Source organism: Pseudomonas sp. NFPP04, assembly GCF_900113815.1.
GTDB lineage: Bacteria > Pseudomonadota > Gammaproteobacteria > Pseudomonadales > Pseudomonadaceae > Aquipseudomonas > Aquipseudomonas extremorientalis.
In genome coordinates this window covers 590,869-617,750 of the sequence record NZ_FOQS01000001.1, presented here as the reverse complement: position 1 = coordinate 617,750, position 26,882 = coordinate 590,869, and the positions used below count along the sequence as shown (strand labels likewise).

Here is a 26,882-nt window from a genome sequence, read left to right as displayed (position 1 = left end):
TCAGCGACACACCCACCAACGCCCCATATCCAGGTGGAAGTGGTTGCGGTGCGCGGCGTTGTAGTCAGGGCTCAGCACGACATTGAAATCATCACAGGCACTGTCGCGGACCTGACGCAGGAACCGCGCCTTATCGCCCTCCCCCGGCCAGTCCTTGAGCACGCTGATGCTGCGCCCATCCGCCAGGCGAAAGCCGGCAATATCCAGCGCATTGGCCGACGCATGCTGGCTGAGTCGCCCTTCGGCACGGTTATACATATTGCGACAGGCAAAGCTGCCCAGGTGATCGACCCGCGTCACTGCCTGGCCGAATACCGACTGGGCCGCCGGTTGCAAGCTGTGACGCTCAAACAGGGCGAACGCCACCGCCAGTGGGCAACTGGCGAGAAAACTGCTGCTCAGCCCCACCGCCGAACCCTGTACGCGCAAGGTATTGCGCAGGGGGCAAGCGGCATCTGCCGGCGAGTCCGCCTGATGACTGACGCGCAGGCCCGAGGTTTCCAGCACCTGGTCGCACAATGCCGGATCATCCTGCAGACGACCCAATTTGTAGCGGGTCAACACGTTAGGGGTCGCCCGCACGTCCAGCGGCGCCCATGGGTTCCAATCGGCCGGCAGTGGGACCCATCCACGCCAGACACCCACGGCAACGGCACCCGCCAGGATCAGCAGCATGCCCATGACTTTGAAAAAACGCACCGCCTAGCCCTTGAAGAACTGGTTGGCCTGGCTGAACGGCATCTTGCGCTCGGTAAAGGTGAACGTGCCCCGTTCATAGATTTCCTGGGCTGCGCGATAGAACTCACCATAGGCGGCCAACGCCAGCGCCGAGCCGACGCTGATCCGCCGCACGCCCATCTCGCTCAACTGCGCCACGCTCAGGTTCAAGCCACCGGACATCAACACATTCACCGGCTTGGGCGCCACGGCCTTGACCACCGCCAGCACTTCCTCGGCACTGCGCAGGGCCGGCGCATACAGCACGTCGGCACCGGCTTCGGCGTAGGCTTGCAGACGGCGGATGGTGTCGGGCAAATCCAGGCGGCCATGCAGGAGGTTTTCCGCACGGGCCGTCAGGGTGAAGGCAAAAGGCAGGCTGCGGGCGGCGGCGACGGCGGCTTCCACACGCTCGACCGAAAGTTCGAAGGGATAGATCGGGTCGGCGGCAATGCCCGTGGCGTCCTCGATGGAGCCGCCGACAATGCCGACTCCCGCTGCGCGCAGGATGGTCTGGGCGCAGCCTTCAGGGGTGTCGCTGAAGCCGTTTTCCAGGTCGGCGGCCACCGGCAACGGGGTGGCGTTGGCGATCATACCGGCATTGACCAACGTGTCCTCCAGGGACAACGCGCCTTCCGCATCCGGTCGCCCCAGGCTGAACGCGTAGCCTGCACTGGTGGTAGCCAGCGCTTCGAAACCCAGGCTGGCCAACATTACAGCGGAGCCCGCATCCCACGGGTTGGGCATCACGAATGCGCGGTCGCGCTCATGCAAGGCCTTGAAGGTTTCGGCGCGAAGGGTTTGGGCATCCATGTCGGGCTCCTGGCGGAAAAAGGAGCCCTAGAGTAACCCCAGTTGCTCCACGGCGGGGGCACGATCCAGCACGGGCAGGGGCTGCAGGCCTGGTAGGCGCGCCATCAGTTGATCGTGGAAACGCAGGGCCAGTTGCGCGGCCAGGCGGTTATCCGAGGTGTGCAGGAACACGTAGGGGGTGCGCCCTTCTTCGATCCAGCCCGCGACTTTTTCCACCCATGGCATCAGGAACGAATCGTTGGCCTCCAATTCGGGATGGCCAATAAAGCGTACCTGGGGAAACTGCGTCAGCGCCGCCGGGCGGGGTGGCACCTTGGGCTTTTTGGATTGGGCGTGCAGCACGGCGGCCGAGGTGGACGTGCAACTGAACAACGCACGCGGATCCAGGCAGATGCGCTCCACGCCGCGGTCACGCAACAAACGGTTAAGCATGCGCTCGGCATCCCCCTTGGCGAAGAATTCCAGGTGGCGCACTTCCACCGCCATCGGCCGCTCCAGGCCATCGATAAAGCCTGCCAACTCCCCCAGGCGCTGCGGGGTGAAAGACGCGGGCAGTTGCAACCACAGCGGCGATACCCGCTCACCCAACGGGCTCATCAAGCCCACGAAGCTTTCCGCTGCCGGTAGCTGCTCGATCAGGTTGCCACTGTGGCTGATATCACCGGGAAATTTGGCGGTGAAGCGAAAGTCCTCAGGCATGATTTCGGCCCAGCGCTGCACGGTGGCGGCGGAGGGGCGAGCGTAAAACGTGGTGTTGCCTTCAACGGCGTTGAAGACCTGGGAGTACAGCGCGAGGTAATCGCTGGAACGGGCATCGGCGGGGTACAGGTACTCGCGCCAGGCATTTTCACTCCAGGACGGGCAACCGAGGTAGTAAGGCAGACGCATCAGATATGGATGTCGAGGCCCAGCACTTCCATATCCCATTCGACAAAGCCGGCGGTGGTCAGGTAGCTGGCCAGGGCGGTGGCGACGCTTTTGCTCATGGAGCGCGGGAAGACCATGTCTTGCTGACGGGCGGGAAGACCGCTGATACGGGCTTGGGCGTTGGCTTGCGCATCGGCTTGGACTTCGATGAAGTCCGGCGAGTCCTCGACCGACTCATCCACCGTGACGTTCGCCTTACGCGGCTTGCGCTTGATTGGGTAAGACTGTGAGGAAAAGCCATCAATACGCATGGGCGCGAACTCGCTATCAGTAATGGCATTTTGGCAGCACTGTCCGTAGTGCGCAAATGCTCTGGTGATAACTAGAACACATAATTTGAAAAAGGTTTAAAACCCAGGGGAAATTCTGACGATTGGTGCAAGTTTGGGGGATTTTAGCGCTGCTTCGCAGCCCAATGCGGGGCAAACCCGCTCGCCACAATTAAAGGCCGCGCTCTGCCTTGGTCTGCGCCACTTTATCGCGCAGATAGACCGGCGCCGCCTGGTCGGCCGGAATCGCCTCGCCACGCGCAAAGGCAAAACGTGCCAATGTCAGCAAGTCCTCGGCGTGAGGCAACATCGCCGCGTCCTGGCCCACCAACGGCACAGCGAGGCGCTCGCCATACCCCCAACCAGTACCAGCCCCGAACCAATCGCCGCTGGCGTCGGCTGGCAATTGCGATGACTCCGGCGGTTGCACGGCTTCCACGCCGACCAGACGCATCTCGCCCGCCGTTTCGCGGTAGCAACCCCAATAGACTTCATCCATGCGCGCATCGATAGCCGCCGCCACCTGATGCGCGCCATGTTCACGCAAGGCGCGCTGGGCCAGCACGGCCAGGTTGGACACCGGCAACACCGGACGCTCCAGCGCAAACGCCAGGCCCTGCACCACGCCAATGGCGATACGCACACCCGTGAATGCACCCGGTCCGCGACCGAAGGCGATGGCATCGACCGCAGCCAGAGTGGTGCCGGCGTCTTCCAGCAGTTGCTTGATCATCGGCAACAGCTTCTGCGCGTGCAGGCGCGGGATCACCTCGTAGTGGCTCGTTACCTTGCCATCGTGCAGCAAGGCAACGGAGCAAGCTTCAGTCGCGGTGTCCAGGGCCAGCAGGGTGCTCATCGGTGTAGGTGTCCAAGTCGAAAAAAAGTGCGCCAGTATAAACAACAACGGCCCGCAAGCGGGCCGTTATCCATGAAGCCGGTCGAGGGATCAGCTCAGTGCTTGCAGCACTTTGGCGGTGATCGCCTCAACCGAGCCGACGCCAGGAATGTGGCTGTACTTCGGCTTGCCTTGGGCGGCGGACAGCTTCTGGTAGAAGTCCACCAGCGGCTTGGTCTGGGAATGGTAGACCGACAGGCGATGACGCACGGTTTCTTCGGTGTCGTCTTTGCGCTGCACCAGGTCTTCGCCGGTGACGTCGTCCTTGCCTTCCACCTTTGGCGGATTGTAGACGGTGTGATACACGCGCCCCGAGGCTTCGTGGACGCGACGACCGGCGATACGCTGGACGATTTCTTCGTCTTCAACCGCGATTTCGACCACGGCATCCAGCTCGACGCCGGCCTTCACCAGGGCCTCAGCCTGGGGAATGGTGCGCGGGAAGCCGTCGAACAGGAAACCGTTCTTGCAGTCTTCCTGGCTGATGCGTTCCTTGACCAGGTTGATGATCAAGTCATCGGAAACCAGGCCACCGCTGTCCATCACGCTCTTGGCGATCAGGCCCAGCTCGGTGCCGGCCTTGACGGCCGCGCGCAGCATGTCGCCGGTGGAGATTTGTGGAATGCCGAATTTTTCAGTGATGAACTTTGCCTGAGTACCTTTACCGGCCCCGGGAGCTCCCAGCAGAATGACGCGCATTGATGTGCTCCTCAATTTTTTATAGAGATGACGCTCGGATTCGCCGCGGCGGGCCAATCGCGTAAAAATAGAATTCGGGCCGCCCAAACGGCCAAAGGCTGATCAAGATACACAGCAGGCCTTAAGCACACAAGCCGCCAAAAGTCGCAGGAACCCGTGCAGCGCTTACGTCATAGGTAGGGTGTGCCTGGGTGCAACCCGACGCCATAAACGCCGACCGCCCTTTTCAGGGCGGCCGCCGTGGTTTATCTGCAAGCCGTTGAGAACATGCAAAAAACCTTAGCCGGTATTACGCAAACCGGCGGCAATACCGGCCACGGAGACCAGCAGCGCCTGTTCCAGAGGGCTGTCCTGTGCCGCTTCCTGCTGGCGCGAACGCGCCAGCAACTCGGCCTGCAACAGGTGCAGCGGGTCGAGGTAGGTGTTGCGCAGGCGGATGAACTCCAGGGTGTCCGGGCTATGGGCCAGCAGCTGCGACTGGCCAGTCAGGCCAAGCACCACCTTGCAGGCCTGCGACAATAGGTCGCGCAAATGCGCACCCAGTGGCAACAGGTCCGGCTGCACCAGGCGCTCGTCATACAGACGGGCGATGTCGGCGTCGGCCTTGGCCAGCACCATTTCCAGCATGTCGATGCGGGTGCGGAAGAACGGCCACTGCTCACGCATCTGCCCCAGCAAGTCGCCTTCACCACGTTCCAGGGCCTTGCTCAGCGCCGCTTCCCAGCCCAGCCAGGCCGGTAGCATAAGACGGGTCTGGGTCCAGCCGAAGATCCACGGAATCGCACGCAGGCTTTCAATCCCGCCCGCACGGCGCTTGGCCGGGCGGCTGCCCAACGGCAAACGGCCCAGCTCTTGTTCCGGCGTGGACTGGCGGAAATACTCGACGAACTGCGGATTCTCGCGCACCACGGCGCGGTAAGCGCTGACACCGTCTGCCGCCAATTCGTCCATCAAATGGCGCCAGGCCGGTTCGGGCGGCGGCGGTGGCAACAGGGTCGCCTCCAACACGGCGGCCAGGTAAAGGTTGAGGTTCTGCTCGGCAATATCCGGCAGGCCGAACTTGAAGCGGATCATCTCGCCCTGTTCGGTGGTACGGAAGCGCCCCGCCACCGACCCAGGCGGCTGCGACAGGATCGCCGCGTGGGCCGGGCCGCCGCCACGCCCCACGGTGCCACCACGCCCGTGGAACAACAGCAGTTCCACTTGCTGTTCACGGCAGATATCCACCAGGCGTTCCTGCGCCCGGTACTGCGCCCAGGCAGCGGCAGTGGTGCCGGCGTCCTTGGCCGAATCCGAGTAGCCGATCATCACTTCCTGCGGGCCTTGCAGCCGCGCGCGGTAGCCCGGCAGCAGCAACAGTTGCTCGATCACCGGGCCGGCGTTATCCAGGTCGGCCAGGGTTTCGAACAGCGGCACCACGCGCATCGGCCGTTGCACGCCTGACTCTTTAAGCAGCAACTGCACCGCCAGCACGTCCGACGCAGCGCCGGCCATGGAGATGACATACGAGCCCAGGGACGCCGCCGGGGCCGCGGCGATTTCCTTGCAGGTGTTGAGCACCTCGGCGGTATCCGCCGACGGTTTGAAATAACCCGGCAGCAACGGTCGACGGTTGGCCAGTTCCTTCATCAGGAAGCTGATGCGCATCTCTTCGTTCCAGTCCTCGTAGCGACCGAGACCAAGATAATCGGTGATTTCGGTCATGGCCGCGCAATGGCGACTGGAATCCTGGCGCACATCCAACCGCACCAGGAACAGGCCGAAAGTCACCGCCCGCCGCAGGCAATCGAGCAACGGCCCATCAGCGATCACGCCCATGCCGCATTCGTGCAGCGACTGGTAGCACAGCTCCAGCGGCTCCAGCAGGTCGCGGTTGTTCTGCAATACCTCGGCAGGCGCTGGCGTGCTGCTGCTCAACGCCGTATGCGCCCATTGGCGCGTGGCACGCAGGCGTTCACGCAGTTGCTTGAGCAAGGCACGATAGGGTTCGACGCTGTCGCCGACCCTGGCCTGCAACGCCGGGCTGGCGCGCTGCATCGACAGCTCGGAGGCCAGGTGATCGATATCGCGCAGGTACAGATCCGCAGCCATCCAGCGCGCCAGCAGCAACACTTCGCGGGTGACCGGTGCAGTGACATTCGGGTTGCCGTCACGATCGCCGCCCATCCAGGACGCAAAGCGGATCGGCGCCGCTTCCAGCGGCAATCGCAGGCCTGTGGCGGCGTGCAGGGCCTGGTCGGCCTTGCGCAGGTAATTGGGAATAGCGTGCCACAGCGAATGCTCGATCACCGCGAACCCCCACTTGGCTTCGTCTACCGGCGTGGGCCGGGTGCGGCGGATTTCTTCGGTGTGCCAGGCCTCGGCGATCAAGCGTTGCAGGCGCTGGCGGATCTGCTCACGCTCGGCCGTGGTGAGGTCGCGGTGATCCTGCAGTGCCAATTGGGCGGCGATGGCATCGTATTTCTGGATCAGGGTGCGGCGCGCCACTTCGGTGGGGTGGGCGGTGAGGACCAGTTCGATCTCCAGGCGCCCCAACTGGCGGGCCAGGGATTCGTTGCTGTGGCCTTCGGCTTGCAGGCGCGCCAGCAACTCAGGCAATACGCGGGATTCGAAGGGTGCCGGTTGCGACTCATCGCGTCGATGAATCAGCTGATACTGCTCGGCAATGTTGGCCAGGTTGAGGAACTGGTTGAAGGCACGGGCGACCGGTAGCAGCTCATCTTCCTGCAACTGGTTGAGGCTGGTGCTCAGTTCATCGCCTGCGCCACGGCGGTCGGCCTTGGCGCCCTTGCGGATCTGCTCGATCTTGTCGAGGAAATCATCGCCGTATTGCTCTCGAATGGTGTTGCCCAACAGTTCACCCAGCAGGTGAACATCCTCACGCAAGCGTGCATCGATATCACTCATCAGCCAATCTCCAGCCAGAAATCCGGGACGCGCAGGTTTGCCAGAGTGCCGCCAGCGCTCATTTATGACAAGACTTTAAACCTTGCGAGTTGCAGCTAGTCTCAACACTAAGTCGCCGCGTTTATCCGCGCGAGCGGCGGGTCACTCATCACCGCCTGCTATCGCAGGCTTTACTGAGGTTGCCATGAAAATCCGAGAACTGGCCCAGCATTGGGAAGAGAACGCCAAGGGTCGCCTGACCAAGACCGAGTACGCCATCCATCTGGATGTGGAAGCTGCGGCACGCCTGGCAGCGATCGCCGAGATGTACCCCAAGCGCAGCACCGAAGAACTGCTCGGCGAACTGATCGGCGCCGCACTGGAAGAGCTGGAAGCCAGCTTTCCGTATATCAAGGGGCAGCAGGTGATCGCGACTGATGAAGAGGGCGACCCGCTGTACGAAGATGTCGGCCCTACTCCGCGCTTTCTGACACTGTCGCGTCGCTATCTGCATGACTTGTCAGCAAGCAGCGACAAACCGAACCACTGAAACCCCTTGTACGCCGGACTCTTTATGGGTCCGACGTACCGCTGCGCAACGCAGAAGTTCCAAGTTTTTTCGCTGACCGAACAGTCAGATATTTTTTTAGGCAAATCGCCATCTTCTCTGAACTTTTGAAAAAAGCCTCCGGTCACAGCCAGTAAGCCATCACTTGGAACGGCCGTTTTAAAGGGCTTTTTGTACATCACCCTGAAGCCCCGGCCGAGTACCAGTGACATGGATTTTGATGTTTTTCAGGAGTTATCCAATGGAGTTGAAGACGATGAAGACCAGCACTGCCAAATCCTCGTTTAACCACCTGCGCGGGCTCAAATTGGCCGCGCTGGCAATCGGCACCAGCTTCGTTCTGGCGGGCTGCGCCGGCAACCCTCCGACCGAGCAGTACGCGGTGACCCAGTCCGCAGTCAACAGCGCAGTCAGCGCTGGCGGCACTGAGTTTGCGGCTGTGGAAATGAAGTCGGCTCAGGACAAGCTCAAAGAAGCTGAAATCGCCATGCACGACAAGAACTACGACAAAGCTCGCCAGTTGGCTGAACAAGCCGAGTGGGACGCTCGCGTCGCAGAGCGCAAGGCCCAGGCTGCCAAGGCTCAACAGGCTGTGAAGGATTCCCAGAAGGCTGTTGACGAACTGCGTAGGGAAGGCATGCGTCCGGCTGCTATCCAGCCGAAGTAAGACGCCCCTTGACTGCTTCGCACTTGATATCGAATTGAAAGGACGACACGACTATGCGTAAACAATTGATGATCCCTGCCCTGCTGGCGATGAGCGTTGCCCTGGCGGCCTGCTCCACCCCGCCTAACGCGAACCTGGAAAACGCACGGACCAACTTCTCTTCCCTGCAGACCAACCCGCAGGCCACCAAGCTCGCGGCGCTGGAGACCAAAGACGCCAGCGAATGGCTGGACAAGGCAGACAAGGCCTACCGCGACAAGGAAGACGAGAAGAAAGTTGACCAACTCGCCTACCTGACCAACCAGCGCGTTGAAGTGGCCAAAGACACCATCGTGCTGCGCGAATCCGAAGCCAAGCTGAAAAATGCCGGTGACGAACGCGCCCGCGCCCTGCTGGAAGCCCGTGACGCGCAGATCAAGCAACTGCAAGACAGCTTGAACGCCAAGCAGACCGATCGTGGCACCCTGGTGACCTTCGGTGACGTGCTGTTCGCCACCAACAAGTCCGACCTGAAATCCAGCGGCCTGGTGAACATCACCAAGCTGGCGCAGTTCCTGCGCGATAACCCGGACCGTAAAGTGATCGTCGAAGGCTACACCGACAGCACCGGTTCCGATGCGTACAACCAGAGCCTGTCGGAGCGTCGTGCGGCCTCCGTACAACGCGCACTGGCGCAACAGGGCGTGGATATCTCGCGCATCGTGACCCAGGGTTATGGCAAAGAATACCCGGTTGCCGATAACGGCAGCGTTTCCGGTCGTGCCATGAACCGCCGCGTTGAAGTAACCATCTCCAACGACAACCAGCCGGTCAAGCCACGGTCTTCCGTCGCCAACTGATGCTGGATGCCCTAAAAGCCCCGTCTATATAGACGGGGCTTTTTAATTTCTTGTGTATTTGAAAGGCACTGAGATTTTAGTAGTTGATACCCACACGGCGATTGCCGTTCTGACCAGAGTTGATGTAACTGCTGAACCCGCCGAAGTTGCCATTATTCCCATAGTTTCCGTAGTTGCCGAAACCCGCGTAGTCACCGAGCGAGTCCCTCCACCGCCCGATCATTTCATTGCCGTTCTGCCCGTGATTTGCATAGTGACTGTGTGCGCCGCGATTTCCGTTATTGCCGTAGTTACCGTAGTTACCGTTATCACGGCCACCTTGTGCACGACCCCATACCCGTTGCCCTCCCACCGTCTTCCAAGTGTGCTCATCAGAATAACGCGGATAAGATTGAGTGTAGTGGTCATATCGCGAGCCTAATCGCTGAGTCATATTGATACCCTCTCCAAACTGAATAATTTATAAACCAGGCCATAACAAGCCACACTGTATTAATACGCTCTGAACTTTGACGCCTCAGGCGCGAATGCGCTAGGCCAGGCCAGGCTGGGAGAACCTGGCGCTTGCGGAATTTCGAAGATTGCCGTTGCTACCGTGATTGGCATAACGGCTGCCACTTCCGCTGTTGCCGTTATTTCCATAGTTCCCGAAATTGCCGTTATTCATACTGCCGTTGCCGCTATTGACGTGCACGCCGACCTGGGATGACTTAACATCCCCGACACTCACATAATTCGTGTTGAACACATAGTTGATATGGTTGACCGTAGACGGTTGTTGCAACGCCGGCGGTTGGGCGCCGGAAAACCTTGGTTGCTGGCTCGGTTGAGAGCGGGAGTAATGAAGTGTGTTGCCGCTCCACCTGCCACCTCTACCCTGCCCTGTAAAAACATTCCATGTCGTGTGAATAGTCGCGAGGGTATTCATCAAAACCGTACTCATCAACGAGTCCAATCTCATTATTTCACTCCAAATTTAATTTCCCATGAGTCCGGGTTTGATCTCCTGACCGATATAGCAGTGGTCGCTGACAGCTATCAGTTCCCGACGGTATACGCTGGTAATAAATGTTGGGATGAAAATAAAAAACCCACCAGGAACGGTGGGTTTTTCACACTTAGAATTTGATCGGACGCTTGTCGCTTTCGAAGCCTGCATAGCCAGGTTTCTCCTGGGACCGCTCCCCCTGCTCCTTTTTCGCGATATCGTCGACGGCTTCACGGAGCGCTTCAACGAGCTCCTGCGTCCTGGACATCTTCAACATCCTGTCTATCGCGCTTATCTCACCCAACATAACCATGACACTCCCCTGGCTGGCGGTTCGCAAATCTCACCATGAACGCTGACAAGCCCTTGAGTGGTCTGTTACGCAAAACGGTTCCAGATATTCCAGGTGCGATGCGTCCGGCTTACTGCTGGAGTTGTGGTGTTTCCTGCCCCAGGCAGCGCACAGCCTGTTTCTTGTTATTCACCAACACACCGCTCAGGCCTTTCTGCTCAGTGTCGAACATCACCAGTACACCATCCACGCATTGCGCCACCTGAGCGGCTGGCGCCAGGGAGATCTTGTAGTCCTCGCCGGGCACGGTCTTGAGCATGGTGAAGTCGCTGAGCAACAACGCATCTTCCGGCTTGGCGAAGTGCAGGTAGCCGTAATACCACAGGCAACCGACAGTACCGATGATGGTGCCGATACCGGTGAGGATCAGCGGGATCATATTGCGTTCTTCGCTCATTGCGGGCTCTCTGATGAGTCAACTTTAGGAATCGGGTAATTCGGGATTTCGCCCAGGCGACGCAGGCCGTTGAAGTGCTGAGGGTCATCCAGGTAACGCAGCATCACGGTTTGCCAGGTCTTGTCGGCAAAGGTCTGCACATGCCCGCCGCGGGTCAACTGCAACACCCTGGGTGGCGGTGCGGCCTGGTACAGGCGGATCCCGTTGGCCACCGGCACAATCGGGTCATCCAGGCTGTGGAACAGCAGCTTGGGTACTCCTGTCAGCCGGGGCATGGCGTAAATGGCACTGTCGGCGTCCGGGACCAGCCAGGACAACGGCACCTGAAACGGCCATGTTAACCAGGAGGTACTCAGGGCGAATTGTCCTACGTCACGATAACTGGCGGGCACGCCGTCCAGCACCAGCGCCTTGAGCCGGGGTTGGCGCTCCGGGTGGGCGGCCAGGTAATGCACCGCCAATGCGCCACCCAGGCTCTGGCCCAGTACTATCAACGGCTGGCCTTGGGTTTCGGGAGCCTTGTCGATCCATTGGAACGCCGCGTCCAAATCCTGGTAGATCGCCGGTAATGATGGCTTCCCCTCCGACAAGCCATAACCGCGATAGTCCACCAACAGCACTTGGTAGCCCTGCTCGGGCAACCACCAACTGCCGCCCAGATGCCAGGCCAGATTGCCGCCGTTGCCATGCAGGTGCAGCACCGTTCCCTTGAGCGGCACTCCGGGGTTGGCCGGTAGCCACCAGGCGTGGAGCTTTATGCCGTCGGCAGTGGTGAGGGTGACGTCACGGTATTGAAGGTGAGCTTTTTCCGGCGTGAACGGCAGGCCGGGCTCGGGGTAGAACAGCAGGGAACTGCAGCCGTTCAATGTGAGTAGCAGGCACAGAATGCCGAGGATTCTCATCCGTTGAAGCCTCGCGAATAGCACGGTTTAAAGGATATTGGAGTAATCCGCCTCGATCCGATCCAGGCTCAGGTGGTTGAGGAAGTTGGAGAAGCACATCCACGCCGCCAGCGCGTTCATGTCGCGGAACTGCTCGGGCAGGTACTTGGGTGGCACCACCAGGCCTTCGTCGACCAGTTGGCGCAGAGTACGCATGTCTTCCAGGGTGGTCTTGCCGCAGAACAGCAGCGGTACTTGTTCCAGCTTGCCTTTGCGCACGGCCAGCTGGATGTAGTTGTAGACCATGATAAAGCCCTTGAGGTAGGACAGGTCCTTGGTGAACGGCAGACCGGTCGGCACCGAACCACGGAAAACACGACTGGCGTTGCCGTAGCTTTCAGCCATCTCAAAGCCTTGCTCACGGAAGAACTCGAACACCTGCAGGAAGTCGGCGCCCTCTTCCACCATATGGATGGCGCGGGTGCGGTTGGTCAACTTGCGCAGGCGGCTCGGGTAGGAGGCGAAGGTGATGATCTCCATCAAAATCGCCAAACCTTCCTGGGTCACGGTGGACGAGGGCGGGCCCTTGGACAGGAAGGTGCAGATCGGCTGGTTCTGGCCATTGAGGGTAGTGCCGACATGCACCAGGCCTTCATGCACCTCCAGGGCGCGCACGTCGCGGTCGTTGAACATCGCGTCGGCGCGGATCTTGATGTAGTCGGCGCCCGCTGCGGCGTCAGCGACAATACCGTCGGACTCGAACACGCGGATGGTCTCTTCGGCCTCACCGAACACCTTGTTCAGGCGGGTTTGCAGCAAGGCGACGGCGTCCTTGGCGGTGAGCGTCTTGGCCTCATCCTTCAGGTCACCACGGCCATCGATATTGTTAAGGTAATCGGAAAGCATCAGGCCCAAGTCAGCCAGGGTCGGGTCGCCGGCGTGAAACGCATCGGAGGCAGCGCCATACAGTTCCTGGGAAATCAGGCCGAAATCCTCGGTACCACGCGCTTCGAGCATGCGCACCACCATGCGGTATTCCTTGCACATGCGGCGCATGATCTGCCCCACCGGGCTGAATTGGCCGAGGCGGCGGGTGATGTCGCGCTCGATGTTCTGGAACTCCAGCTTCACCGCACTGGAGTCGAACGACAGTGGCCGATTGAGGTAGTAGTCGCGGCTCACCGCCGGCATTTCCTTGCCCTTGGCCTTGAGGAATCCCTGGCGAATGTTTTCGTCCCACTTCACGGCGTCGAGGACGCGAATCGGTGTTTGCGCCAGCACAATGCGATCAGACAAGGTGCGTATCGTCTGCTGGTAATCGTCCACCCGGTGCTTCCTCTTTAAACGTTATTGGCCCGTGTGCTGGTAGCGCACGGCTTCCACGAATACATCGGCATTGGCCGGGTCATCCAGGTAGGCAAACACCTGGTCCAAGGGGCTGTCGACCAGCACCCCGGCGCCCTCGACCGTGTCCACGGTGCTGCCGTGCAACGCCTGCTGGCCTATGGCTTGGTGGATCTGCTCAAGGTCGAGGTTGTAGACCACCAATTCGTGCTTTTCGTTGATCTCAAACCCCGCCAGGATGAAATGCCCACCCAGCTTGGCCGGCAGCGGCGCCGACAAATACCAGCGGCTGCCATGGCGCGAAACGGTAAACAGGTATTCGTCACGCTGGCCGGGCTTGGCTGTAGGGTAGCTCACGGCTTTATAGCGGTGTTCACCAACGGCACTGATATGCAGGTTGAGCGGCTCGCCCCAGGCATTTTTGCTCGACCACTGGCCGAGCAGGGCCGGCGGCGCGGCCTCATGGGCTGGCAGCGGGTCCTTGAAGGTCACCAGGCAACCGCTGAGCAGCAGGAACGACAAGGCGATTGCAACCACGCGCCAGGCTTTCATTGGACATCCCCCGGTGTCAGACCGAAGCCAACACCAAATGCATATAGCGCTTGAGGATCTCAAGCATCTCTTCACCGGTCAGAGGCTCTGCGCTGCCCAGCAGGCCCTGATATTCCATCCGACTGATTATCGCCGTCAACACTTTGGCATCCTGTTGCGGCTCGCGCGAGCCCAACACCTGGAAGAACTGCCCGGTCCCCTGCAACAGAATCTGCTGGTGGGAACGCACCAGCTCCGCCAGGCGCGGGTTGAGCAGGGCTTCCTGGCGAAACGCCTGCTCGGCCATCAGGTATTCACGGCGGTTGGTCAATTGGCGCAGGACGTAATCAGCGGTCAGCCGTGCAATGTCATCGGCCAGTTGTGAACGCGATTCGGGGCTGCCATCGCCATAGGCGACCATTTCGCGCAGCAGGCCTTCGTTACGCACCCACAGCTTGCCCATGAATGCGGCGCTGCGCTCGACGTATTGGGCGAAGGTATCGGTGAGCAGGTCATCGATATCCTTGAAGTAATAGGTGGTGGCGGACAGGGGCACGCCCGCCTCCGCCGCCACCGCTCGATGGCGCACGGCCCGTACGCCGTCACGTACCACGATGCGCATGGCCGCATCGAGAATGTCTTGCCTGCGTTGCTCGCTGCCCCGACGACTGGCCTTGCGGCCCTGGTACTGGACGCTTTCAGCCACGGCAGCGGCAATGCCGGCGGCGCCTTCTTGAGCGGTTACGCGGTTCACGACACACATCCTTGAATAGATCAAAACCTGGCGCTGTTTGCTTGACGCTTATTAACGCCACATAAAAAAGCCGCCTTATAAAAGGCGGCTTCGGATTTCGCTACGGTTACGCTTGTGGCCGCATGTGCGGGAACAAGATCACGTCGCGGATCGATGGCGAGTTGGTCAGCAGCATCACCAGGCGGTCGATGCCGATCCCTTCACCGGCGGTCGGCGGCATGCCGTATTCCAGGGCGCGGACGAAGTCGGCATCGTAATGCATGGCTTCGTCATCGCCGGCGTCCTTGTCGGCCACCTGGGCCATGAAGCGCTCGGCCTGGTCTTCCGCGTCGTTCAACTCGGAGTAGGCATTGGCGATCTCACGGCCGCCGATGAACAGCTCGAAACGGTCAGTGACGTTCGGGTTGTCGTCGTTGCGACGGGCCAGCGGCGACACTTCGAACGGGTACTGGGTAATGAAGTGCGGCTGTTCCAGCTTGTGCTCCACCAACTCTTCGAAAATCATCACCTGCAATTTGCCCAGGCCTTCGAAGCCCAGCACCTTGGCGCCGGCTTTCTTGGCGATGGCGCGGGCCTTGTCGATGTCGTTCAGGTCGTCGGCGGTCAGTTCAGGGTTGTACTTGAGGATCGAGTCGAACACCGACAGGCGCACGAACGGCTCGCCGAAGTGGAACACCTTGTCGCCGTACGGCACGTCGGTGCTGCCCAGGACCAGCTGCGCCAGTTCGCGGAACAGTTCTTCGGTCAGGTCCATGTTGTCTTCGTAGTCGGCGTAGGCCTGGTAGAACTCCAACATGGTGAATTCTGGGTTGTGACGGGTCGAAACGCCTTCGTTACGGAAGTTGCGGTTGATCTCGAAGACTTTTTCGAAGCCGCCAACCACCAGGCGCTTGAGGTACAGCTCCGGCGCGATACGCAGGAACATTTCCATGTCCAGGGCATTGTGGTGGGTTTCGAACGGCTTGGCTGCGGCGCCGCCAGGAATGGTCTGCAGCATCGGCGTTTCGACTTCCAGGAAGTCGCGCTTCATCAGGAAGCTGCGGATGTGCGCGATCACTTGCGAACGCACGCGGAAGGTCTGGCGTACTTCTTCGTTGACGATCAGGTCAACGTAGCGCTGGCGGTAGCGCTGTTCGGTGTCGGTCAGGCCGTGGTGCTTGTCCGGCAGTGGGCGCAGCGACTTGGTCAGCAGGCGCACGTTGGTCATTTCCACGTACAGGTCGCCCTTGCCGGAACGGGCCAGGGTGCCTTCGGCGGCGATGATGTCGCCCATGTCCCAGGTTTTCACCGAGGCCAGGGTTTCTTCCGACAAGGTCTTGCGGTTGACGTAGACCTGGATACGCCCGGTCATGTCCTGGATCACCATGAACGAGCCACGGTTGAGCATGATGCGACCTGCCACCTTGACCGGGATCGCAGCCTCTGCCAGTTCTTCCTTGGTCTTGTCCGCGTACTGTTTCTGCAAGGCATCGCAGTAGTTTTCGCGGCGGAAGTCGTTGGGGAAGGCATTGCCCTTGGCGCGCTCGGCAGCAAGCTTTTCCTTGCGCAGGGCGATCAGGGAGTTTTCTTCCTGTTGCAGGGCTTGCGGGTCGAGTTGTTGGTCGCTCATGTCTTTTGAAATTCCATCACAGATACGTTTTCCCCAGCCTTCGGCTGGGGATCGCGGGCAAGCCCGCTCCTACAAGGTTCTTTAGAGGCCGGATTTCAGGCTGGCTTCCAGGTATTCGTCGATATCGCCGTCGAGCACCTTGTCACAGTCGCTGCGTTCGATGTTAGTGCGCAGATCCTTGATCCGCGACGCATCCAGCACATAAGAGCGGATCTGGTGACCCCAGCCGATGTCCGACTTGGTGTCTTCCAGCGCCTGGGATGCGGCGTTGCGTTTCTGCATTTCCTGCTCGTACAACTTGGCCCGCAGCATTTTCATGGCGGTGTCCTTGTTGGCGTGCTGGGAACGTTCGTTCTGGCAGCTGACCACGGTGTTGGTCGGTACGTGGGTGATACGTACGGCCGAGTCGGTGGTGTTTACGTGCTGGCCACCGGCACCGGAGGAGCGGTAGGTGTCGATGCGCAGGTCGGCCGGGTTGATCTCGATCTCGACCTTGTCGTCGATCTCCGGCGAGACGAACACCGCGCAGAACGAGGTGTGGCGACGGTTGCCGGAGTCGAACGGGCTCTTGCGCACCAGGCGGTGCACGCCGATTTCGGTACGCAGCCAGCCAAAGGCGTACTCACCCTTGATGTGCACGGTCGCGCCCTTGATTCCGGCAACTTCACCGGCGGACAGCTCCATGATGGTCGCTTCGAAACCGCGCTTGTCCGCCCAGCGCAGGTACATGCGCAACAGGATGTTGGCCCAGTCCTGGGCCTCGGTGCCGCCGGAACCGGCCTGGATGTCCAGGTAGGCGTTGTTCGGGTCCATTTCATGGCTGAACATGCGGCGGAATTCGAGTTTGGCGAGGTTTTCCTCGAGACGGGCCAGCTCGGCGACGACATCGCCCACTGCGCCTTCGTCGTTTTCTTCGACGGCCATGTCCAGCAGGTCACGGCAATCGGCCAGACCGGTGTTCAGCTCGTCAAGTGTATCGACGATCTGCGCCAGCGCAGCGCGCTCGCGCCCCAGTTCCTGGGCGTATTCAGGTTTGTTCCAGACAGCAGGATCTTCAAGCTCGCGATTGACTTCGGTCAGACGCTCATGCTTTTGATCGTAGTCAAAGATACCCCCGAATAGTTTCGGAGCGCTCGGACAGGTCCTTGATGGTGTTAAGGATCGGGTTGATTTCCATGGCGGGCAGCACTCGTTGGCGAACTTTTGAAAGCCGGCGAGTATAACGGCAAATGGGGGGGAACGGCAGTCCGCTGGGCGAAAAGGCAGGATTTGTACACAACCCAAGACCCATCAAGATCCCAATGTGGGAGGGGGCTTGCCCCCTCCCACATTGAATGGGGTAAGACTTCAGGTCACTCGATACCGACCTGATTGCGCCCATTATGCTTGGCCGTATACAACCCCTTGTCCGCCGCCACAATCACCTGCCGACAATCCGTGCCCTGCTGCGGCGTCATCGTGGACAAACCAATGCTGATGGTCAGGCTGGAACCCTCGGTCGGCGCAATGTGCGGAATTTTCAGCGCAGCCACCGCCATCCGCAGCTTCTCGGCCACCAACCGCGCCCCGCCCGGCGAGGTATTCGGCAGCACCAGGGCAAACTCCTCACCGCCATAGCGCGCCGGCAAATCCGAAGGCCGACTGCTGGCCTCTCGGATGGTCGCCGCCACCTTGCGCAAAGCCTCATCACCTTCGACATGCCCGAAGCTGTCGTTGTAAGTCTTGAAGAAATCCACATCAATCATCAACAACGACAACTGAGTCTGGTCACGCATGGCACGCCGCCATTCCAGTTCCAGGTACTCGTCGAAATGGCGACGGTTGGACAGCCCGGTGAGGCCATCGGAGTTCATCAGCCGTTGCAGCACCAGGTTGGTGTCCAGCAGTTGTTGCTGGCTGACCCGCAACGCACGGTACGCCGCATCCCGCTGCAACAGGGTCATATAGGAGCGCGAGTGATAGCGAATGCGCGCCACCAATTCGATGTTATCCGGCAACTTGACCAGGTAATCATTGGCCCCGGCCGAAAACGCCGCGCTCTTGATCAGCGGGTCTTCCTTGGTGGAAAGCACGATGATCGGGATGTTCTGCGTGGCCGGATGGTTGCGGTATTCGCGCACCAGGGTCAGGCCATCGAGGCCGGGCATTACCAGGTCTTGCAGGATAACGGTCGGCTTGATGCGGATCGCCTGGGCAATCGCCTGGTGCGGATCGGCGCAGAAGTGGAAGTCGATATTTTCTTCATGGGCCAGGCCACGCCGCACGGCTTCGCCGATCATGGCCTGGTCGTCGACCAGCAACACCATGGCGGCGTTTTCGTCGGTCTTGATGTCGTCGATCTGTAAATCATTCATGTGCAGTCACCTGAATTACTGCCTGCAAGCCAGCACCGCAAGAGGCCTTGTTCATTTGGCAAAGACCTCCAGCAATCGGGGCGCAATTCTATCCAGTGGGCGAATTTCAACAGCAGCATCAATCGCCGCCGCCGCTTTGGGCATGCCGTACACCGCCGAGCTCTGCTGATCCTGGGCGATGGTCAAATAACCTTGTTCACGCAGCAATTTTAGGCCCTGGGCCCCGTCGCGCCCCATGCCGGTCAGCAACACGCCGACGGCATCGCCATTCCAGTGGCTGGCCACGCTTTCGAAAAACACGTCGATCGACGGCCGGTAAATCTCGTTCACCGGCTCTGCGGTATAGGCTAGCGTGCCATTCTTCAATAAACGAATGTGGTGGTTGGTACCGGCCAGCAGCACCACCCCGCTTTGCGGTGGCTCGCCCTCGCGGGCCAGGCGTACCGGCAGGCCGGAGGCGCTGCTCAGCCACTCGGCCATGCCGGCGGCGAACACCTGGTCCACATGCTGCACCAGTACGATGGCGGCGGGAAAGTCCCGGGGCAAGCCCTTGAGCAGGATTTCCAGGGCAGCCGGGCCACCTGCCGAAGACCCGATGGCCACCAGGCTCTGGCGTTTGCCGGTAGTCCGCGGCGTGACGGTTTCGGCGCGTACACGGCTGCCGCGCTGGCCGATCAGCCAGCCGATATTGAGGATCTTGCGCAGCAGCGGCGCCGCCGCATCCTTGGGATTGCCCACGCCCAGGGTCGGCGTGTCCACCACGTCCAGGGCGCCATGGCCCATGGCTTCGAACACCCGGCTGACGTTGGCCTGGCGGTCGACGGTCACGATGACGATGGCGCACGGGGTCTCGGCCATGATCTGGCGGGTAGCCTCCACGCCGTCCATCACCGGCATGATCAGGTCCATCAGGATCAGGTCCGGGGTCAGCTCGGCGCAGCGCTGCACCGCTTCCAGGCCGTTGCTGGCCACCCACACCACTTCGTGCGCGGGCTCGAAACTCAAGGCGCGGCGCAAGGCCTCTACCGCCAGGGGCATGTCATTGACGATCGCAATCCTCATGCCCGTGCGCCTCCGATCAGCTCCACCACGGCGTCCAGCAGGGCGTCATCGTGGAAACTGGCTTTGGCTAAATAATAGTCGGCGCCGGCGTCCAGTCCACGACGTCGGTCTTCTTCACGGTCTTTGTAGGACACCACCATCACCGGCAACGATTGCAGGCGACTGTCACGGCGCAAGAGTGTGACCAATTCAATACCGTCCATACGAGGCATATCAATATCAGTGATCAACAGGTCAAAGTCTTCGGAACGCAAGGCGTTCCAGCCGTCCATCCCATCGACCGCCACGGCCACTTCATAACCACGATTAAGCAGCAATTTGCGTTGCAGTTCGCGCACTGTCAGCGAGTCGTCCACCACCAGCACCCGCTTGCGCGGTGCCTCGGTGGCTTGCTGGCTGCGCCGGGCAATGCGCTCCAAGCGGCCGGTGTTGAGCAGTTTGTCCACCGAGCGCAGCATGTCTTCGACGTCGACGATCAACACCACCGAGCCGTCGTCCAGCAAGGCACCGGCGGAAATATCCTGGACCTTGCCCAGGCGATCATCCAGCGGCAACACCACCAGCGTACGCTCGCCGACAAAGCGCTCCACGGCAATCCCATACACCGCATCACGCTCGCGGATCACCACCACTTTCAAGGTGTCCGACTGACTCTGCCCCGCCGGGCGCTGCAACAACTGGCTGGCGGCGACCAGCCCGACATGCCGGCCCTCGTGCCAGAAATGCTGGCGGCCCTCCAGTTGCACGATGTCGTCGGGCGCCAGGTCGCACATGCGTTCGATATGGGCCAGCGGGAACGCGTAGGCTTCTTCGCCGACCTCCACCACCAGGCTGCGCACCACCGACAGGGTCAGCGGCACCTCCAGGTGGAAACGACTGCCCTGCCCTGCCGTTTGCTCCAGCACCACCGCACCACGCAGTTGGCGGACCATATGCTGCACCGCATCCAGGCCGACCCCGCGCCCGGACACTTCGGTGACCTTGTCGCGCAGGCTGAACCCCGGCAGGAACAGGAACGTCAGCAGTTCTTCTTCGCTCAGGCGCAGGGCGGTTTCCACCGGTGACAGGTGCCGGTCGACGATGGTGCCGCGCAGGCGCTCCAGGTCGACGCCATTACCGTCATCGCTCAATTCCAGCACCAGCAACCCGGCCTGATGGGAGGCGCGCAGGCGGATCAAACCTTCCGCCGGCTTGCCCGCCAGCAGACGTTGCTCAGGCATTTCGATGCCGTGGTCGACGGCATTGCGCAATAAATGAGTGAGTGGCGCTTCGAGCTTTTCCAGCACGTCGCGGTCGACCTGGGTCTTTTCGCCTTCGATCTCCAGGCGTACCTGTTTGCCCAGGCTGCGACCGAGGTCGCGCACCATGCGCACTTGCCCGGCCAGCACATCGGCAAACGGGCGCATGCGACAGGCCAGCGCGGTGTCATACAGCACTTGGGCGCGCTGGCCGGCTTGCCAGCCAAACTCGTCCAGTTCAGCGGTTTTTTCCGCCAGCAGGGCCTGGGCTTCGCTGAGCAGGCGGCGGGTGTCGGCCAGGGCTTCCTGGGCTTCGAGCGGCAGTTGTTGAGTCTTGAGTTGCCCGTCCAGCGTATCCAGCGCTCGCACGCTCTGGCTCTGAAGGCGCTTGAGACGCTGCAGGCTGGCCAGATACGGCTTGAGCCGCTGGGTCTCCACCAGGGATTTACTCGACAGGTCGAGCAGGCTGTTCAAACGCTCGGCGGTCACCCGCAGCACGCGTTCGCCGCCTTCGGTCATGCGTTTGTTCTGGCGTGGCGGCTCGGCGACCACCGGCGGCGCGGGCTCCGGTTCGGGTTCGGGCTCCGGCAGCAGTGTTTCGACGATGGGCGCTGGCTCTGGCACAGGCGCCTGGGACGGGTCCAGCAAGCGCTCCATCAACGCCACATAGGCGTCGATGTGCGCCGGCCCCACATCATTGCCCGGCGTGGCAATGCGCATCAGCAGGTCGGTGCCTTGCAGCAGCGCATCGATATGTTCGGGTTGCAGGTACAGGCGACCTTCCTGGGCACTGACCAGGCAATCCTCCATGACGTGGGACACGCTGACTCCGGCGTCCACCCCAACGATCCGCGCGGCGCCTTTGAGCGAGTGCGCCGCGCGCATGCATGCTTCAAGCTGATCGGCCTGGGTCGGGTTGCGTTCCAGGGCCAGCAGGCCCGCGCTCAATACCTGAGTCTGCGCATCGGCTTCCAGGCTGAACAGTTCCAGCAGCGAGGCATCGCGCATCTGGTCGGGGGTCATGTGAGGCTCCGGGTCACGGCAGACAACAATTGCGCCTCGTCCAGCCAACGCAGGCTGCGGCCTTTCCACTGCAACACGCCTTGGGTGAAGCGCGCACTGGCCTGGGCGCCCGAGGCCGAGGCGGCCTTCAAGGTGCGCTCATCGATGGCATGGATGCCGTCGACTTCATCCACCGGCACCACCACCGGACCATCCTGCGCGGCGATGATCAACATGCGCGGCATGATGCGCCCACCGCTGGCGCCGTTGCCGGTGGCATCCAGGCCCAGCAGTTCCACCAGCGACAGGCACGCCACCAGCGCACCACGGACATTGGCCACGCCGAGCAAGGCGCGGGAACGCTGGTGGGGCAGCGAATGAATCGGTTGCAGCGGCGCAACTTCCACCAGGCAGCGGGTGGCAATGCCCAGCCATTCCTCACCGAGGCGGAACATCAGCAGGGAGCGGGTGACCACGTCTTCGCCGACGTCAGCAGCGGCAACCGGACGATGATCATCCTGCTGCAAGGCATAACGGTCCAGCAAACGTGTGGCCGCTGCCGAGTACACCGAGCAGTTGCGGCAGTGAATATGGTCCGCCAGCAGCGGGCAGGACTTGTCGCCATGGATGCCGATGCGGTTCCAGCAGTCGTCGATGGCCTGGGTATCGGCCAGGGTCAGGTCCAGCCCTGCGGTATCGAGTGCGTCGGTGTTACTCATCGTTTGGACTCACTGTCAGCTCGCTCACTCCGCGCGGCACGCGCCTGCAAGCGGCGCGCCCCCGCACTGTCGCCCTGGGACTCGAGCAACGCCGCCAGGTGCATCAAGGCCTGCGGGTGCTGGGGTTCCAGGTACAAGGCTTTTCGATAATAACCCTGGGCTTCCAGGGCGCTGCCGGCCACATCGCTGAGCAGCCCCAGCCAGTAGAACACCTGGGCGGCCGGCGGATGGTTACTCAAATACTGTTCGCATGCAGCGCGGGCTTCGGCGCTTTTGCCTTCGTTGGCCAGGGTAGCGATGCGGCTGAGCAAGTCGCCCGCATCGGTTTGCACCGTCTTGATCGGCACCACCTGGGCGCTGGCCTTGCTGAAAGGCCGTGGCTTGCTCGGGATCGGTGCCGCACTGCGTTGCGGGACGGGCGCGGCGCTCGGCACAAATACCGGCTCGGGCTTGACCGGCTCGGCATGCCGACTGAACGCAAAGGACTGCGGCACACCAATCGAACGCATGCCGTGGCGCCCCAGCAGGCTGCCCTCGGCCGGACCGATAAACAGCACGCCGTCCACGTGGGTCAGGCCCTTGAGCACCTCGAACACTTGTTTCTGGGTCGGCTGGTCGAAGTAGATCAGCAGGTTGCGACAAAACACGAAGTCGTAGCTCGCCTCATTGGCCAGCAGTGTCGGGTCGAGCAGGTTGCCGACTTGCAGGCGCACCTGTTCGCGCACGCGGTCGGCAATGTGATAACCGTCACCGTACTCGGTGAAATGGCGGTCACGGAAGGCGATATCGCCGCCGCGAAAGGAGTTTTTGCCATACACCCCACGCCGTGCGCGCTCCACCGACAACGGGCTGACATCCACGCCCTGCACCTTGAACTGATGCGGCGCCAGCCCGGCATCCAGCAACGCCATGGCGATCGAATAAGGTTCTTCACCGGTGGAGCACGGCAGGCTGAGGATGCGCAGTGCGCGCATCTGCTTGATTTCGGCCAGGCGCGCCTTGGCCAGGCGGGCCAGGGTCGCAAAGGATTCGGGGTAACGGAAAAACCAGGTTTCCGGGACGATCACCGCTTCGATCAGCGCTTGCTGTTCATCCTGGGAGCTTTGCAGGTACTGCCAGTATTCGCCGGGGGTCTGCGCGTTGACAGCCTGAGTGCGTTGGCGCACCGCCCGCTCGATAATGGCTTCGCCGACCGAGGCAACGTCCAGGCCGATGCGTTCTTTCAGGAAGGCAAAGAACCGCGGATCGTGGCTCATAGGCTCAACCCGGGGCAAAACAGCACGGCGCGCACGTCGTCGGTCAGCAGGTCATTCACGCCGATCCACTGCATCAGGCCCTGCGCATCTTCGCGCACCGGTCCCAGGTACGGCGCCTGGCGGTTGTCCAGGCCATAGGGCTGGAACTGGGCCGGGTCGCAGCGCAGGGTGTCGGTGGCCTGTTCCAGGATCAACCCCAGCCAACGCGGCTCGCGCCAGGGCTCCGGCTGGTAATTGACCAGCACCAGCCGCGTGCTGGTACGCGCCTGGGCAGCGGTGCCGAAAGTCAGAGCGCTGAGGTCGATCACCGGCACCAGCGCGCCGCGATGGGCAAAGATGCCCGCCACCCACAGCGGCGCATGGGCAATCGGTTTCAATGGCAGGCGCGGCAGCACCTCGGCCACTTCCGTGGCCTTGAGGGCATAACGTTCGTTGCCGATGTGGAACACCAGGAACAACGCCTTTTTCGCTGCCGGGACGGCGCCGCGTTTAGCCGCGAGGTCGCTCATCAGACTTTGAAACGCGACACGCCGCTGCGCAGACCGACCGCCACCTGGCTCAACTCATCGATGGCAAAGCTGGCCTGGCGCAGGGACTCGACGGTCTGGCTGCTGGCATCGCCCAGTTGCACCAGGGCGTGGTTGATCTGCTCGGCACCGGTGGCCTGGGCCTGCATGCCTTCATTGACCATCAAAACCCGCGGCGCCAGCGCCTGTACCTGGTGGATGATCTGCGACAGTTGCTCGCCCACTTGCTGCACTTCGAACATGCCGCGGCGTACTTCTTCGGAGAACTTGTCCATGCCCATCACGCCCGCCGACACCGCCGACTGGATCTCGCGCACCATCTGCTCGATGTCGTAGGTGGCCACGGCAGTCTGGTCGGCCAGACGCCGCACTTCGGTGGCAACCACGGCAAAACCACGCCCGTATTCACCGGCTTTCTCGGCTTCGATGGCGGCATTCAACGACAGCAGGTTGGTCTGGTCGGCGACCTTGACGATGGTCACCACCACCTGGTTGATGTTGCCGGCCTTCTCATTGAGGATCGCCAGCTTGGCGTTGACCAGGTCGGCGGCGCCCATCACCGAGTGCATGGTTTCTTCCATGCGCGCCAGGCCTTGCTGGCCGGAACCGGCGGCAACCGAGGCCTGGTCGGCGGCGGTGGACACTTCGGTCATGGTGCGCACCAGGTCCTTGGAGGTGGCCGCGATCTCGCGGGAGGTAGCGCCGATCTCGGTGGTGGTGGCGGCAGTTTCGGTGGCGGTGGCCTGTTGCTGCTTGGAGGTGGCGGCAATCTCGGTCACCGAGGTGGTCACCTGCACCGACGAGCGCTGGGCCTGGGACACCAGGGCCGTGAGCTCGGTCATCATGTCGTTGAAGCCGGTTTCGACCGCGCCGAACTCGTCCTTGCGTTCCAGGTTCAAGCGTTTGCTCAGGTCACCGTCGCGCATGGTTTCGAGGATATCGACGATGCGCTGCATCGGCGCCATGATCGCGCGCATCAGCAGCAGGCCGCACAGGCCGGCAGCGAGGATTGCCAGGGCCAGCGATACAAACATGCTGATTTTCGCGGCGGATACTGCATCATCGATCGCGTTGGTCGCACGGTCGGCGACGTTCTTGTTCTCGGTGATGATGTCGTTGAGCTTCATGCGGCCTGCGACCCAGCTGGGCGTCATCTGCGTGTCGAACAGTTTGCGTGCGCCAGCTATGTCCTTGTTCTGCAGGCGCTCTACGACGGCAGCCAGCGCCTTGTTGTAGGCCTGGTGCTGGATTTCGAATTTATCGAACTCGGCCTGGTCCTCGCCCCCACTGATGGTCGCCTGGTAGTTGGCCATCTGCTGCAGGATGCGCGCTTCATAGGACTTGAAGTCGGCTTTGTCGGTGTCGGTGAGCCCCTTGTCTTCACGCAGGCCGATCAACTCCAGGGTCTGCAGGTAACTGTCGACCCACGCGCTACGGATCATGGAGCTGAGGTAGACCCCGGGCACCGCGTCGTCGCGCACCGCGACTTCACTGGTTTCGATCTTCAGCAACCGTGAATAAGAGACCACGACCATTAACAGCATGATGGCGATAATGACCGCAAAACTTGCCAGGATGCGTTGGCGCAAGGTCCAGTTCTTCACAGTAATTCCTCGGAGGGCCATTCAAATGGAGGGGAGTATAGCTGAGCAGAAGCCCTCATTTATCAACGGGTTTTGCTGTAGCGTCCACAGAATGCAAATGTGCGAGGGGACTTGCCCCCGATGGCGATGTGCCAACCAACTGTAAATAGGCTGAAACACCGCTACCGGGGCGAGTCCCCTCGCACATTTTGATCGCTGCACGCCCCGTCTTTACGCGTTCAGCCGCACCTGTTTTTCCAGTTCCAGCTTCAAGCCGGGCTCGAGCTTCAGTTGGCGGGCCAGCTCGTCAAGGTAGGCTTTCTCCATGAAGTTCTCCTCGTCCACCAGCATCACGCTGGCGATGTACATCTCGGCCGCCATTTCCGGAGTGCCGGCAGCCCGCGCCACATCGGCCGGGTCCAGGGGTTTGTTGAGTTCGGCGTGCAGCCAGCTTTGCAGCTCGCGGTCGTTGTCCAGTCTGGTGAATTCGCCTTCGATCAGCGCACGCTCGCGCTCGTCCACATGGCCATCGGCTTTGGCCGCCGCAACCAGCGCCTTGAGGATGCCCTGACTGTGTTGCTCGACCTGGGCCGGTGGCAGGCGATCGATAGTCTGTGGCTCGCCCTGGGGCGCGCTGGCCTGATTGGCCTGCCAGTTGCCGTAGGCCTTGTAGGCGATAACGCCCAACGCCGCCAGACCGCCGTAGGTCAGCGCCTTGCCGCCGAATTTACGCGCCTTCTTGTTGCCCAGCAGCAGGCCCATGGCCCCCGCCGCCAGCGCGCCGCCGCCAGCACCACCGAGCAGGCTGCCCAGGCCGCCACCGCCGAGCAGACCGCCCAGAGCACCTTTGTCGTCCTGCCTACGCTGGCCGCCAGCCTTGTTTTGCAGCATGTCCTGGCCAGACTTGAGCAACTGATCGAGCAATCCACGGGTATTCATTCGCAGCCTCCAGACACTTGGGTTCATAGGACCAATAGGCCCCCAGCGTAAAACTAAGTGCCAAAA

28 protein-coding genes are annotated in these 26,882 nt (G+C 61.4%); 3 read left to right on the top strand and 25 right to left on the bottom strand.

Annotated elements, in window-relative coordinates; translation table 11 throughout:
• The 7 genes from BM017_RS02870 to ppc all read right to left on the bottom strand — a co-directional run bounded on the left by BM017_RS02870 (window position 1) and on the right by ppc (window position 7,227).
• Window positions 1-681, bottom strand: coding sequence for an extensin-like domain-containing protein (locus BM017_RS02870; RefSeq protein ID WP_219731699.1), 681 nt, complete (start codon window positions 679-681; stop codon window positions 1-3).
• Between the two features lie 21 nt (window positions 682-702).
• The gene (locus BM017_RS02865; protein WP_092241134.1) at window positions 703-1,530 is read right to left on the bottom strand and encodes an isocitrate lyase/PEP mutase family protein; all 828 of its coding nucleotides are present in this window, start codon (window positions 1,528-1,530) and stop codon (window positions 703-705) included.
• A gap of 27 nt (window positions 1,531-1,557) precedes the next feature.
• On the bottom strand, window positions 1,558-2,418 hold the full coding sequence (locus BM017_RS02860) for a DUF72 domain-containing protein (RefSeq protein WP_092241131.1): 861 nt from the start codon (window positions 2,416-2,418) through the stop codon (window positions 1,558-1,560).
• Window positions 2,418-2,708, bottom strand: coding sequence for a hypothetical protein (locus tag BM017_RS02855; RefSeq protein ID WP_058425317.1), 291 nt, complete (start codon window positions 2,706-2,708; stop codon window positions 2,418-2,420). Before BM017_RS02855 ends, BM017_RS02860 begins: the two co-directional genes overlap by 1 nt.
• A gap of 190 nt (window positions 2,709-2,898) precedes the next feature.
• Window positions 2,899-3,582, bottom strand: coding sequence for a tRNA (adenosine(37)-N6)-threonylcarbamoyltransferase complex dimerization subunit type 1 TsaB (gene tsaB, locus BM017_RS02850; RefSeq protein WP_092241129.1), 684 nt, complete (start codon window positions 3,580-3,582; stop codon window positions 2,899-2,901).
• 90 nt (window positions 3,583-3,672) lie between these two features.
• Window positions 3,673-4,320 carry an adenylate kinase gene (gene adk, locus BM017_RS02845; protein ID WP_010212617.1) on the bottom strand — a complete coding sequence of 216 codons (648 nt, stop codon included), beginning with the start codon at window positions 4,318-4,320 and terminating at the stop codon, window positions 3,673-3,675.
• A gap of 279 nt (window positions 4,321-4,599) precedes the next feature.
• Window positions 4,600-7,227, bottom strand: coding sequence for a phosphoenolpyruvate carboxylase (gene ppc / locus BM017_RS02840; protein ID WP_092241126.1), 2,628 nt, complete (start codon window positions 7,225-7,227; stop codon window positions 4,600-4,602).
• A 184-nt stretch (window positions 7,228-7,411) separates the two neighbouring features.
• Between ppc and BM017_RS02835 the strand changes: the two genes are divergently transcribed.
• From BM017_RS02835 to BM017_RS02825, 3 genes are all read left to right on the top strand, one after another.
• The gene (locus BM017_RS02835) at window positions 7,412-7,756 is read left to right on the top strand and encodes a pilin assembly protein (RefSeq protein ID WP_092241124.1); all 345 of its coding nucleotides are present in this window, start codon (window positions 7,412-7,414) and stop codon (window positions 7,754-7,756) included.
• 259 nt (window positions 7,757-8,015) lie between these two features.
• Window positions 8,016-8,441, top strand: coding sequence for a DUF4398 domain-containing protein (locus tag BM017_RS02830; RefSeq protein ID WP_092241122.1), 426 nt, complete (start codon window positions 8,016-8,018; stop codon window positions 8,439-8,441).
• A gap of 53 nt (window positions 8,442-8,494) precedes the next feature.
• Entirely contained in the window at window positions 8,495-9,280 is a 786-nt protein-coding gene (locus BM017_RS02825; RefSeq protein WP_071488772.1) for a lipotoxin F family OmpA-related lipoprotein LptF, read from the top strand.
• Window positions 9,281-9,356: 76 nt separating this feature from the next.
• On the opposite strand, the gene BM017_RS28765 is transcribed toward BM017_RS02825, so the two are convergent.
• From BM017_RS28765 to BM017_RS02740, 18 genes are all read right to left on the bottom strand, one after another.
• Entirely contained in the window at window positions 9,357-9,713 is a 357-nt protein-coding gene (locus BM017_RS28765) for a hypothetical protein (protein WP_139212836.1), read from the bottom strand.
• Between the two features lie 99 nt (window positions 9,714-9,812).
• Window positions 9,813-10,223 carry a hypothetical protein gene (locus tag BM017_RS28760; RefSeq protein WP_139216842.1) on the bottom strand — a complete coding sequence of 137 codons (411 nt, stop codon included), beginning with the start codon at window positions 10,221-10,223 and terminating at the stop codon, window positions 9,813-9,815.
• 175 nt (window positions 10,224-10,398) lie between these two features.
• The gene (locus BM017_RS29055) at window positions 10,399-10,536 is read right to left on the bottom strand and encodes a hypothetical protein (RefSeq protein ID WP_156682175.1); all 138 of its coding nucleotides are present in this window, start codon (window positions 10,534-10,536) and stop codon (window positions 10,399-10,401) included.
• 154 nt (window positions 10,537-10,690) lie between these two features.
• Window positions 10,691-11,017 carry a PA3694 family proteiin gene (locus BM017_RS02810; protein ID WP_092241116.1) on the bottom strand — a complete coding sequence of 109 codons (327 nt, stop codon included), beginning with the start codon at window positions 11,015-11,017 and terminating at the stop codon, window positions 10,691-10,693.
• Window positions 11,014-11,919 (bottom strand): alpha/beta hydrolase, encoded by a 906-nt coding sequence (locus BM017_RS02805; RefSeq protein ID WP_092241114.1) that lies wholly within the window; start codon window positions 11,917-11,919, stop codon window positions 11,014-11,016. The genes BM017_RS02810 and BM017_RS02805 overlap by 4 nt, the downstream gene beginning before the upstream one ends.
• Window positions 11,920-11,946: 27 nt before the next feature.
• Entirely contained in the window at window positions 11,947-13,224 is a 1,278-nt protein-coding gene (locus tag BM017_RS02800) for a flavohemoglobin expression-modulating QEGLA motif protein (RefSeq protein ID WP_010212629.1), read from the bottom strand.
• Between the two features lie 21 nt (window positions 13,225-13,245).
• Entirely contained in the window at window positions 13,246-13,794 is a 549-nt protein-coding gene (locus tag BM017_RS02795) for a hypothetical protein (RefSeq protein WP_092241112.1), read from the bottom strand.
• Between the two features lie 16 nt (window positions 13,795-13,810).
• A complete protein-coding gene (locus BM017_RS02790) occupies window positions 13,811-14,527 on the bottom strand; it encodes a TetR/AcrR family transcriptional regulator (protein WP_092241110.1) in 717 nt (238 codons plus the stop codon).
• 106 nt (window positions 14,528-14,633) lie between these two features.
• The gene (lysS, locus tag BM017_RS02785) at window positions 14,634-16,136 is read right to left on the bottom strand and encodes a lysine--tRNA ligase (protein WP_058425327.1); all 1,503 of its coding nucleotides are present in this window, start codon (window positions 16,134-16,136) and stop codon (window positions 14,634-14,636) included.
• A gap of 81 nt (window positions 16,137-16,217) precedes the next feature.
• Window positions 16,218-17,313, bottom strand: a protein-coding gene (gene prfB / locus BM017_RS02780; RefSeq protein WP_102591687.1) for a peptide chain release factor 2 whose coding sequence is annotated in 2 segments (ribosomal slippage) — window positions 16,218-17,240 and window positions 17,242-17,313 — 1,095 coding nt in all. Because the reading frame shifts where the segments join, the coding sequence is not laid out codon by codon here.
• Between the two features lie 175 nt (window positions 17,314-17,488).
• The gene (locus tag BM017_RS02775) at window positions 17,489-18,490 is read right to left on the bottom strand and encodes a diguanylate cyclase (RefSeq protein ID WP_012722554.1); all 1,002 of its coding nucleotides are present in this window, start codon (window positions 18,488-18,490) and stop codon (window positions 17,489-17,491) included.
• A 51-nt stretch (window positions 18,491-18,541) separates the two neighbouring features.
• Entirely contained in the window at window positions 18,542-19,552 is a 1,011-nt protein-coding gene (locus tag BM017_RS02770) for a chemotaxis response regulator protein-glutamate methylesterase (RefSeq protein ID WP_092241108.1), read from the bottom strand.
• Complete coding sequence (locus BM017_RS02765) at window positions 19,549-21,813, bottom strand: hybrid sensor histidine kinase/response regulator (protein ID WP_092241106.1); 2,265 nt, start codon at window positions 21,811-21,813, stop codon at window positions 19,549-19,551. The genes BM017_RS02770 and BM017_RS02765 overlap by 4 nt, the downstream gene beginning before the upstream one ends.
• Entirely contained in the window at window positions 21,810-22,511 is a 702-nt protein-coding gene (locus BM017_RS02760) for a chemotaxis protein CheW (RefSeq protein WP_092241104.1), read from the bottom strand. Before BM017_RS02760 ends, BM017_RS02765 begins: the two co-directional genes overlap by 4 nt.
• On the bottom strand, window positions 22,508-23,767 hold the full coding sequence (locus BM017_RS02755; protein WP_092241102.1) for a CheR family methyltransferase: 1,260 nt from the start codon (window positions 23,765-23,767) through the stop codon (window positions 22,508-22,510). Before BM017_RS02755 ends, BM017_RS02760 begins: the two co-directional genes overlap by 4 nt.
• The gene (locus tag BM017_RS02750; RefSeq protein WP_092241100.1) at window positions 23,764-24,276 is read right to left on the bottom strand and encodes a chemotaxis protein CheW; all 513 of its coding nucleotides are present in this window, start codon (window positions 24,274-24,276) and stop codon (window positions 23,764-23,766) included. Before BM017_RS02750 ends, BM017_RS02755 begins: the two co-directional genes overlap by 4 nt.
• Window positions 24,276-25,898 (bottom strand): methyl-accepting chemotaxis protein, encoded by a 1,623-nt coding sequence (locus tag BM017_RS02745; protein ID WP_071488761.1) that lies wholly within the window; start codon window positions 25,896-25,898, stop codon window positions 24,276-24,278. The genes BM017_RS02750 and BM017_RS02745 overlap by 1 nt, the downstream gene beginning before the upstream one ends.
• Window positions 25,899-26,108: 210 nt before the next feature.
• On the bottom strand, window positions 26,109-26,816 hold the full coding sequence (locus BM017_RS02740; RefSeq protein ID WP_092241099.1) for a tellurite resistance TerB family protein: 708 nt from the start codon (window positions 26,814-26,816) through the stop codon (window positions 26,109-26,111).
• Between the last annotated feature and the right edge of the window lie 66 nt (window positions 26,817-26,882).